Below are 6,706 nucleotides of genomic sequence, written 5' to 3' on the forward strand. Positions count from 1 at the left end.
CGATACCGAGCTTGCAGAACGAGCGATAGGCGAGGTTCACCTGCACTTCACGGCAGATCAGCCGTTCCGAGCGGATCGCAAAGACATACCCCGCGACCAAGACAAAACTCGTAGAACAGTTGACCTTGGTCACTCTTCAGACGGCCCATCATGGATCGACCTCGCCGAGATTCGCGTCAACACAACGGAATCACGCTTCGTGACTTGTCTCAACCGACTTTTGCAACAAAATCGGCCCGTAGCTGACCTTCTCGGCGATGACCGCTGAGGGCCACTTCTGACCCATTGCAGACTTCAGCAAACTCGGTCCCTCTTGGACCCCGGTTTGCGAGATTCGGCCGAAATCTTCCGAAATAGATTGTCCGAAAGAGCAGAATTTGCTCAACTAACTCGTGTTACCTGCGCGAGCGTCAACTTCCATGAACAAGAATGGTTCTTTTGTTCCGCCGCCCTTTGCTACAGGCGATTTGATTCGACGGATGCTAGTCGACCGCGTCGATGAGCGCCGATTGAGTGTTGGGATGGTCATCGGGACGACCGAAAGCAAAAGCCATCAGGTGATAAGTCGCGGCTACCGAGATGCGCGCGCCGAGGCCCCGGTGAATGAAGACACCGTATTCGAAGTCGGGTCGATCACAAAGCTTTTCACCGCTCTGCTATTAGCTGACATGGCCAACCAGGACGAGGTCGGCCTCGACGAGCCGGTCGCTGAACTCCTTCCCGCTGGAACACGTGTTCCGTCTCGCAACGGCAAGGTCATTACCCTGCGCGATCTTGCCTCGCATTATTCCGGCCTCCCTCGAATACCGACGAATCTAGGGCGGGAAGATTATCCGAATGATCCGTATGCTAGGTACACGGCCGAAAGTCTTTATCAGTTTCTCGCAACCCACGAATTGGCACGAACGCCCGGCGACAGCTTCGAGTACTCCAACCTTGGAGTGGGCTTGCTCGGCCACGCCCTGGTCCTCCGCGCAAATGCGGGCGACTATGAGAGCCTGATCCGATCTCGCATTCTCGATCCATTGGGAATGGACGACACGGTGATCGCGATCCCTTCTCGATTGACGGACAATATTTCATCCGGACATGACGACAGCTTCGATCCGGTGTCGAACTGGAATTTTGACGTGCTGGCCGCGGCGGGCGCGTTCCGGTCAAACGTTTCCGATCTGTTGCGATTCATGGACGGGCTTTGCGACAGGGATTCGCCCATTTCGTCCATGATAGGCCCGCTAATTACGCCACGGAGCCAAGGTGGATTGGAATTAGGCCCACCTCATCCGGATGGTGGCATTGCCATTTCGCACTCAGGCGGTACCGGTGGATTCCGCTCCTTCGTTAGATGTGTTCCGGAGTGGAAGCGCGGGGTGGCTGTGCTCAGCAACACGTGTATTGATGCAGTGGTCGACCTAGGTGTTCACGTGTTGGACCGACGGTGCGGCTTGAACTGGTACCGCAAGGAGAATGCAGTCGATTCAGCGTGTTTCGCGCGTCTCTTGGGACGCTATCGACTACGCCCGAACTGGGACTTCGAAGTGACATCAGCCGCCGACCGGCTCTACCTTCGGCTCGCCGACCAAGCGGCGCTGCGGGCTTTTCCGATTTCGGAGTGGCATTTTTTCTACAAGTGCGTAGGAGCGCAGGTCACGTTCGAACCGGGAGAAGACGGCCGAGCCGCCCGCTTGATTTTGCATCAGAACAGCATGGATCAGATTGCCGAACGGATTGAGTAATATCGGGCGTTTGCGTGTCTCCGCCGGAAAAGCCGGCTTCTGGCCCGTTGCTGACCTTCGCTTACAGGGCCGCGATGTCTCCTATGAGGAGATAAGCCGACGCCAATCAAGCAGGTGTGGAGTCAGCCATTGACCCTGGCTCTGTAAAAACTGCGACGAGGAATGATATTCTTCAGTTTGATCTCTAAGCTGAAACCGCTTGCGCGTTTGACGACCAAAACAATCTTGGACGAACAAGTTCTTCTATCGTGATTGAGCGCCTGCGCGTTTTCACACAGCCAAGACCCAAAGCTGAAGTCTGGCTAAACATCACCGTTGACGCGATCATTAGTTTCTGCTTATCATTAGTTATGGCTAATGATAAATCTGCTATGGTGACTGCAACCGTTCGACGAGGAATGGCTAAAGACAGCGTGCAACTGGCCGCTCTGGGCGATTCGACCCGCAGACGAATATTCGAATTGCTGGGCGCGCGGCCTCGCACTGTAGCCGAACTCACCCGTGAACTGACTGTGTCCCAGTCAGCCGTCTCTCAGCATCTGAAGGTGCTGCGCGAATCTCATTTGGTTCGTGCCGAGCCGAAGGGAGCCAGCAACATTTACCACATCGATCCAGCGGGGCTCGGCCAGATGCGTGCCTGGCTTGACCGGTTCTGGAGCAGCACGCTGGCAGCTTACAAAGTGGCCGTGGAAAAATCGGTGGAGGACCAGAAATGAGCATCCGTGTATCGGCCGCACCCATCAAACAATCCATTGTGGTTGAGGCGTCTATCGAGCGTGCGTTCAAGGTCTTCACCGAAGACTTCGGTAGCTTCAAGCCACGCGAGCACAATCTGCTCTCCGTCCCCATCGCAGAGACAGTGTTCGAGCCGCGCGTCGGCGGTCACGTTTATGATCGGGGTGTCGATGGCAGCGAGTGCCGCTGGGCGCGTGTGTTGGCTTTTGATCCGCCAAATCGCGTACTTCTAAGCTGGGACATCAGCCCGCATTGGCAAATCGAAACCGATCCAGACAAGACCAGTGAGTGGGAGGTGCGGTTCATTGCCGAGACGCCAAGCCGGACTCGGTTGGAACTTGAGCACCGTCACCTCGAACGTCATGGCCAGGGTTGGGAAGGCGTGAGCCAAGGCGTTGAAGGTGATCAGGGTTGGCCGCTCTATCTGAAACGGTTCGCCGAGCGAATTGCGCGCGAGGGATGATATTCACGTACCCTATGCGACGTGAGCGCATTTGTGGAGGTCCGTATGACGGCCTACTGGCTTAGCATTGGCGGGGTGCTTGTCCTTTGCCTCCTCTCAATTTTGCTGGCGATCTATTCAGGATCGTCCAAGGGCAGGGCCGGGGCACTCTCCGGACCTGTCCTGCCGTTGGATCACGACAACCTGCTGTACCGGATCGATCGCGTCCACATGAACGCGGTGGAGGCGCTGCCGCCTTTTGTCGTCCCGACTATACTGGCTATGATGGTAGGGGTAAGACCCGCCACGCTTTCAACGATTGTATGGGTCTATATCGCAATTCGTCTGATCCACGTTGCGGTCTATTTGCGTGGCGGCAAAGCGGCCAAAGGCGGCAGCATTAGAACCATTCTCTATCTTTCAGGTGCGCTCGTAACGATCATCCTCATTGTCGTAACTGCCATGGCAGCCATCCACTAGGGTATCAAACACGGCAGCCCGAGGACGGCGACAGTTTGACTTTTGGCCCGAAGCGAGATCGGTGGAAATTCGCAAATTGTGACCCTGCAGACGATGGCCGCAGAGTGACATTCAGCGTGATCTGACGAAGCCGCTGAACTGGAAATTCTGGACTGATGCCATGGCGTCGCGTGCTGCAGCTGAGGCCGCCTTAGTTGGCACCGCCTCCAATGCCGACGTCTGCTCGTGGCCCGTTCCGGACCACCTGCGCCGGTTCTATTACGTCCGCTGTTCGGGGTGGATCGGAAGTGACAGATAGGGTCTGCACGCATGGCAACCCGTTGATGCCCAGCGCACGATGAAAGTCATGCTGGCTACCGCCGAAGAAGCAGGTCTTTATTGGCAAGCAATGCGTCGAGTATCTGGATCTCGATGGATAAGCAGATTTTGGCCAAACGTTAGCAGGAAGAAAAAAGAGGGCCGAAGCCCTCTTTCAAGTTAGTACCGACGATAGCTCCGATGGTATCCATAGCTGCGACGTACATAGGGGCGACGGACGACGTAGGCCCCGCGCCGATACACGGGCCTTGTGCGGAGGCAACCGCGCGGACCGCAGACCACTGCGACGTTCTCGACGTTCGAAGACTGGAACTGTCCCAAGGGGGCCAGTGGCATTGCTGAAGCGGTCCCGGTCGAAAGAGCTGCGCCACCTAACGCGGCCAGTGCGAGAAGTGCGATTCGAAGTTTCAGCTAGTTCCTCCCGTTGAGTGTTGTCTCCACAGGACGTGTAGAGGTTCGTCTGTGAATAACGATGAGTGCGAAGATTAAATCGCGGTAATCAGCGGCTACGCGGTGATGCGCGGCTGATGCGGTGCGCACCGCCGCAGCCTCGCGGCGAAGTCATGGTTGCGCGGCCAACCGCACGCCATCTGGCCCAATCAGTCCGGGGTAGGGCGCCTTGAACTTGTAGACGGTTCCGCTGACGGCACCTTCCATGTAGATATACTGGTTATTCTCGCCGCCAAAGGCAAAGTTCGTGGCCGAGGAATCACCATTTGGCAACGGTACGTAGCCGATGATGAAGCCACGCGGGTCGTACTCGATGACTCCGCCGATGCCGCACGCCGCCCAAAGATTGCCATGCACGTCATAGTGGATGCCGTCAGGCCCACCGTTGCCGGGATTGTAGCTCCCGGCCGTGGCGAAGAAGAATGTCGTGTGCGACGGATCATTGGCGCACTGTGAGCACGCGGGATTCGGCCCTCGCAGGAACGAATAATACAGCATCCGGTTGCTCGCATAATCGGCAACAGCGAGCGTCCCGTCATCCGGCGAGACTGCTATGCCGTTGGGAAAACTGCCGGTGGTGATGATGCGCCGGAGAATCCCGTCCTTGGAATATTGGTAGACCGCGCCAGTCCGATCAGCCGCATCGGGTCCTGGTCCTGTTCCCCATGGGTCGGTGAAATACAGGTTGCCCTCGGCGTCGAAGTCGAGATCATTTGGACCCTTGAAGAGCTCGTTACGGAACGTGGAAACGAGCGAGCTTAGTTTCTTCGTCTCCGGATCATAGACCAGGACGCCGAGGTGGCGGGTCGTGACGTAAAGCTTGCCGTCATGCCAGCGCGTCCCCTGCGGCTCGCAAGCGGGACCGAGGTCTCCCTTCGGGTTGCAGTTGAACACGGGGACCAGCTTGGCGTCTGGAGTGAGGTAGGACACCCAGCCACTCCCAATCGCGACAAACCAGAAGTTGCCTGCCTTGTCGAAGGCCCCACCCTCAAGAAACTTGCCCTGCGGTTGATCATGGATATCCGCAAACAAAGTAACCGGCCCGATGCCGGGCGGCGGCGGTGGCAGACCCCACGGCTGCACTTGCTCCGCCGATGGTGGACCGGCGAGCGGGGGCGCGGGGGTGGACTGGGCTTGCGCCGATGCGGTATGAACGGTTGTGGCCGAGCCCCAGAATACGAGCGAAAGAATACAGACGGCACTTGCCAACTTCGTTGTCATGACGGTTTCCTCCGACGCTTTTGTTTTTTTGCTGCCGTGCTTCAAGCATCAGCCCAAAAGGTGGCACGAACATGGACGTGGTTTGCTACAATCCAACGTCAGCTTCGAAGTGGTTGCCGGTTTGGAGCTTGCTTACCTTAAAGCCGTTCAAGCTTAGCGAACGGAGTAACAGCGGCTCCGTTGAAGTTTGCAAGCACTAGGCAAACGGCGGTACTTCAACCAGTGTTCCGATCAGTCTCAACAACGCTTGCTGTTCGGGTCCCTTTCCGTCACGCAAGAAGTCGCCCAATTCAATATGAGAAAGGCGGCCACCAGAAGGGGCATTGGGCTGATGGACAATAAAAGCATGTCCGGTAGTCGGCTCGCGCCCGATGAACCAAGTGTCGCCATTTGGACTGCGATATAGTTCTCGCCGATCTGACATATCTCCTCCTAACCGCCCCAGTTAATATCGTAGGCGAATGGGCGCTTTAGAGAAAGATATCTCGCAACTTGGAACGACCCGCGCGTGGAAGTGGATGGTCAGCCTTTTGAGACCGCAAGGGAAGCGGCGATTGCCATCTATGGAAAGAAGACCGGGGGATGGTGGTTGTTCCTGGCCGATCAGACATCGGGCCGCACAGCTGCGGGCTGTCCGTCGTGAGCGGGCTGTCCGTCGTGAGTACATCGAAGCGATGGCCGTCGACTCGGACGAAGACGATCAGGATGACGATGGCGACGATGATGAGCTATGAGCCTTAACAAAATCCCCAGCCTCGGGAAAGATCAAGACTGGAGAAGTAACGAAGTTATACTCCGTGGTTCAAATGATCCGCATATCCGGGACCGTCGGCTTTGCGATAATCAGACCCTTCGTCCTGCTCTTCGAGATCGTTGCTCATAGGAAAGCTGAAGGCGATGTGCGACGCCGCTGCAAAGGTACGGCATGAGATTAGCTGACATTCGGCGCGCGGAATGTCCGCTGGCGTCAATGAGCCCCTGGATTTTCGGTTGCGTTCAGAGGCGTGTCGGCGCACGTTCGGATAAAATATCGCAGATTTGCGTCGTGGGGAAAAGCGGTAGCGATCTCGCGCCTCGCCCCCCGACACTACATCCTCTAGCTCGCCAGAACAGCCTGACTTTGCTATCGCGTCATTCCGACAGAACAAAATCCAATTGCAGGTTCAACGCAGGGTTTAGACGGACAATTGTCCAAATGGACCTGATTTCCAACCGAATCATTCGCCTCTTAATCAGCGGGTCCCAGGTTCGAGCCCTGGTGCGCCCACCATATAAATCAAGACCTTGGCGAGAGAAGCCGTTTGAGAGAGCCGAATTAAAACGG

At 56.7% G+C, this 6,706-nt stretch carries 6 protein-coding genes and 1 pseudogene; 4 read left to right on the top strand and 3 right to left on the bottom strand.

All coding sequences use genetic code 11. The annotated features are described in order from the left end of the window. A pseudogene (locus IVB27_RS01850) lies at positions 1 to 103 on the bottom strand (transposase); the annotation flags it as partial. 316 nt (positions 104 to 419) lie between these two features. On the opposite strand from IVB27_RS01850, the gene IVB27_RS01855 reads away from it, so the two are divergent. From IVB27_RS01855 to IVB27_RS01870, 4 genes are all read left to right on the top strand, one after another. Further along, a complete protein-coding gene (locus tag IVB27_RS01855) occupies positions 420 to 1,736 on the top strand; it encodes a serine hydrolase (protein WP_247440932.1) in 1,317 nt (438 codons plus the stop codon). A 398-nt stretch (positions 1,737 to 2,134) separates the two neighbouring features. Beyond that, positions 2,135 to 2,452 carry an ArsR/SmtB family transcription factor gene (locus IVB27_RS01860; RefSeq protein WP_247440941.1) on the top strand — a complete coding sequence of 106 codons (318 nt, stop codon included), beginning with the start codon at positions 2,135 to 2,137 and terminating at the stop codon, positions 2,450 to 2,452. Further along, positions 2,449 to 2,934 carry an SRPBCC family protein gene (locus tag IVB27_RS01865; protein WP_247440934.1) on the top strand — a complete coding sequence of 162 codons (486 nt, stop codon included), beginning with the start codon at positions 2,449 to 2,451 and terminating at the stop codon, positions 2,932 to 2,934. The genes IVB27_RS01860 and IVB27_RS01865 overlap by 4 nt, the downstream gene beginning before the upstream one ends. 45 nt (positions 2,935 to 2,979) lie before the next feature. Then, entirely contained in the window at positions 2,980 to 3,393 is a 414-nt protein-coding gene (locus IVB27_RS01870) for an MAPEG family protein (RefSeq protein WP_247440936.1), read from the top strand. A gap of 879 nt (positions 3,394 to 4,272) precedes the next feature. On the opposite strand, the gene IVB27_RS01875 is transcribed toward IVB27_RS01870, so the two are convergent. Together IVB27_RS01875 and IVB27_RS01880 are read right to left on the bottom strand one after the other, a co-directional pair. Beyond that, on the bottom strand, positions 4,273 to 5,382 hold the full coding sequence (locus IVB27_RS01875; RefSeq protein WP_247440937.1) for an SMP-30/gluconolactonase/LRE family protein: 1,110 nt from the start codon (positions 5,380 to 5,382) through the stop codon (positions 4,273 to 4,275). Between the two features lie 196 nt (positions 5,383 to 5,578). Further along, the gene (locus IVB27_RS01880; protein ID WP_247440939.1) at positions 5,579 to 5,806 is read right to left on the bottom strand and encodes a hypothetical protein; all 228 of its coding nucleotides are present in this window, start codon (positions 5,804 to 5,806) and stop codon (positions 5,579 to 5,581) included. Positions 5,807 to 6,706 lie beyond the last annotated feature (900 nt).

This window comes from Bradyrhizobium sp. 197 (assembly GCF_023073375.1).
GTDB lineage: Bacteria > Pseudomonadota > Alphaproteobacteria > Rhizobiales > Xanthobacteraceae > Bradyrhizobium.